This window comes from Micromonospora sp. NPDC000207, from assembly GCF_040300925.1.
Lineage (GTDB): Bacteria > Actinomycetota > Actinomycetes > Mycobacteriales > Micromonosporaceae > Micromonospora.
Genome location: NZ_JBEPEQ010000217.1, coordinates 1 through 2,635, shown reverse-complemented (window position 1 = coordinate 2,635; position 2,635 = coordinate 1). Strand labels below are relative to the sequence as shown.

Annotated in this window: 3 protein-coding genes and 1 pseudogene; all 4 read right to left on the bottom strand. The window is 73.7% G+C overall.

From position 1 onward, the window contains the following. A pseudogene (locus ABT336_RS27140) lies at positions 1 to 200 on the bottom strand (metabolite traffic protein EboE); the annotation flags it as partial. Then, a complete protein-coding gene (locus ABT336_RS27135) occupies positions 200 to 1,051 on the bottom strand; it encodes a TatD family hydrolase (RefSeq protein ID WP_350900404.1) in 852 nt (283 codons plus the stop codon). The gene ABT336_RS27135 and the pseudogene ABT336_RS27140, both read right to left, overlap by 1 nt. Then, the gene (locus ABT336_RS27130; RefSeq protein ID WP_350900402.1) at positions 1,051 to 1,650 is read right to left on the bottom strand and encodes an EboA domain-containing protein; all 600 of its coding nucleotides are present in this window, start codon (positions 1,648 to 1,650) and stop codon (positions 1,051 to 1,053) included. The genes ABT336_RS27135 and ABT336_RS27130 overlap by 1 nt, the downstream gene beginning before the upstream one ends. Further along, the gene (locus ABT336_RS27125) at positions 1,647 to 2,555 is read right to left on the bottom strand and encodes a sugar phosphate isomerase/epimerase family protein (RefSeq protein WP_350900400.1); all 909 of its coding nucleotides are present in this window, start codon (positions 2,553 to 2,555) and stop codon (positions 1,647 to 1,649) included. Before ABT336_RS27125 ends, ABT336_RS27130 begins: the two co-directional genes overlap by 4 nt. Positions 2,556 to 2,635 lie beyond the last annotated feature (80 nt).

The following is a 2,635-nucleotide window of genomic DNA, read 5'->3' as shown; positions in this document are numbered from 1 at the left end:
CCCGCGTCGGCGGCCAGTTCGGCGGCGACCGGGGCGGCCAGCCAGAGCCCCAGCCCCAGCAGGTCACCGCCGAGGCGTTCCCGTACCGGCACCGCGTACGTGTCGAGTTGGGCGAGGATTCCGGCGAACTCCTCGGCGGGGTGCACGTTGGTGCAGTAGCCCAGGTGGACGGTGGTCCCGTCGGCGTGACGCAGCCGCATCAGCTGCCCCCGCGCAGGATCGAGTTGCCCTCGAAGGTGGGTGCGGGGGCGTCCACGTCGGTCAGGTCCAGCCGCCCGGACTGCCCGTAGAACTCCACCGGGTTGCGCCAGAGCACCCTGTCGACGTCGTCGTCGGTGAACCCGGCGAGGAGCATCGCCTCCCCGGTGGCCCGGGTGAGCAGCGGGTCGGAGCGCCCCCAGTCGGCCGCCGAGTTGACCAGCACCCGTTCGGTGCCGTACGTCCTCAGCAGCTCCACCATCCGGGGCGGGGACATCTTGGTGTCGGGATAGATGGAGAAGCCCAGCCAGCAGCCGGTGTCCCGGACGAGTTCGACTGTCACCTCGTTGAGGTGGTCGACCACCACCCGGCCGGGTTCGATGCCGGACTCGGTCACCACGGCGAGGCTCCGCTCGACGCCCCGGACCTTGTCCCGGTGCGGGGTGTGCACCATTGCCGGCAGGTCGTGGGCGACCGCCAGCGCGAGCTGACCGGCGAAGGCGGCGTCCTCCTCCGGGGTCATCGAGTCGTACCCGATCTCGCCGACCGCCACCACCCCGTCCTTGTCGAGGTAGCGGGGCAGCAGGTCGAGGACCGGTCGGCAGCGGGGGTCGTTCGCCTCCTTCGGGTTGAGCGCGACGGTGGCGTGGTGGCGGACCCCGAACTGCGACGCGCGGAACGGCTCCCAGCCGATCAGGGAGTCGAAGTAGTCGGCGAACGAGGCGGGGCTGGTGCGGGGCTGGCCCAGCCAGAACGCGGGCTCGACGACGGCCCGGATCCCGGCGGCTGCCATCCGCTCGTAGTCGTCGGTGGTCCGCGAGGTCATGTGGATGTGCGGGTCGAAGATTCGCATCACGCCTCCCTGGCGCTGAGCTGGTCGAGCAGGTCGACGGCGTCGGTGGGCATGGCCCGTCCGGCGGCGTGCCGTTCGGCGGCCAGCCCGGCGAGCATCGCGGCCAGCTCGGCGTCGGCGCGTTCGTCGAGGTCCGCGACGACAGTCAGCGGTACGCCCATGAAGACGCACTTGAGGACCGCCTGTCGCCACGAGGCGGTGTCGAGGTGCCCGGCGTACGGGCCGAGTGCGGCGGCGACCAGCCGGGTGTCGTTGGTCCGGATCGCGTCCAGCACCAGGGGAACCCCGGCCGCACCGATCGGCAGCAGCGGGAGGGCCCGCAGGACGGCCCGACGCTCGGCGGCGTCACCGTGTCGGTAGAGGTTCTCGGCGTACTCGGCGTGCCGGCGGGGCAGCGCGACGAGCAGCAGCGCCCGGGCCGCCTCGTCGGCGGTCCAGCCGGGCAGGTCCGGGAGGGGACCCCGGCCGCACCGTCGGCCGACGGCCGGGAAGAAGCGGTCGATGCTCGACGGTTCGGCAGCCACCCGGCCGCACGCCGCGTCCAGCCAGGCCGGATCGGGTACGTCACGTAGGGCGGTGCGGAGCTGTTCCGGGGTCATCCGGTCTCTCCCCTCGTGCTGGTGTACGGGTCCGGGCCGGTGGGCCGGGTCCCGGCGGCGGCGTGGAGGAAGTCGAGTGAGGCGGCGGCGACGGTCGGGGCGGCGTGCGAGTGCCGGGGCAGTTCCACGGCCACCAGCCCCCGGTAGTCGACGTCGGCGAGGGCCCGCAGCACCGGCGGGAAGTCGATCTCGCCGGTGCCGAACTCCAGGTGCTCGTGGACACCCCGGCGCATGTCGTCGATCTGCACGTTGACAAGGTGTTCGCCGACGTCGTACACGCACTGTGCGACGGGCACCGGCTCCAGGCACCGGCAGTGTCCGATGTCGAGGGTGAGGCCGAACCCGGGTGGTTCGCCAAGCTCGGCCCGGAGCCGCCGCCAGTCGGCGATCCCCTCGACGAGCATGCCCGGCTCCGGCTCGAAGCCGAGGGTCACCCCGGCGGCGTCGGCGGCCCGGACCACGTCCGCGCAGCCGGCGACCAGCCGGTCCCAGGCGACCTGCGGGTCGACGTGGGACGGCCGTACCCCGGCCCAGAACGACACCGCCTCCGCGCCGAGGTCGGCACCGATCCGGACGGCCCGGTGCAGGAACTCGATCCGCCGGGCCGGGTCGTCGTGCAGCAACGTCGGGGCGTGCTTGTGCCACGGGTCGAGCAGGTACCGGGCCCCGGTCTCGATCACCACGGCGAGCCCGAGGTCGGCCAGTCGGCGGTGCACGGCGGCCACCCGGGCTGGCAGGTCGGGGGCGAACGGGTCGAGGTGGTCGGTGTCCAGGGTCAGGGCGACGCCCTGGTAGCCGAGGTCGGCCAGGACGGCGAGGGCGTCGTCGAGACGGTGGTTGGCGAAGCCGTTGGTGCCGTACCCGAAACGGAGTCGGGCCGGGTCGGGGTCGGGGTCGGCGGTCACGTCGGGGACACCCTGCGGGCCAGCCGACGGGCCAGCGGCGCGGCGGCGGCCACCGCGAGGCCGAGCAGCCCCGAACCGGC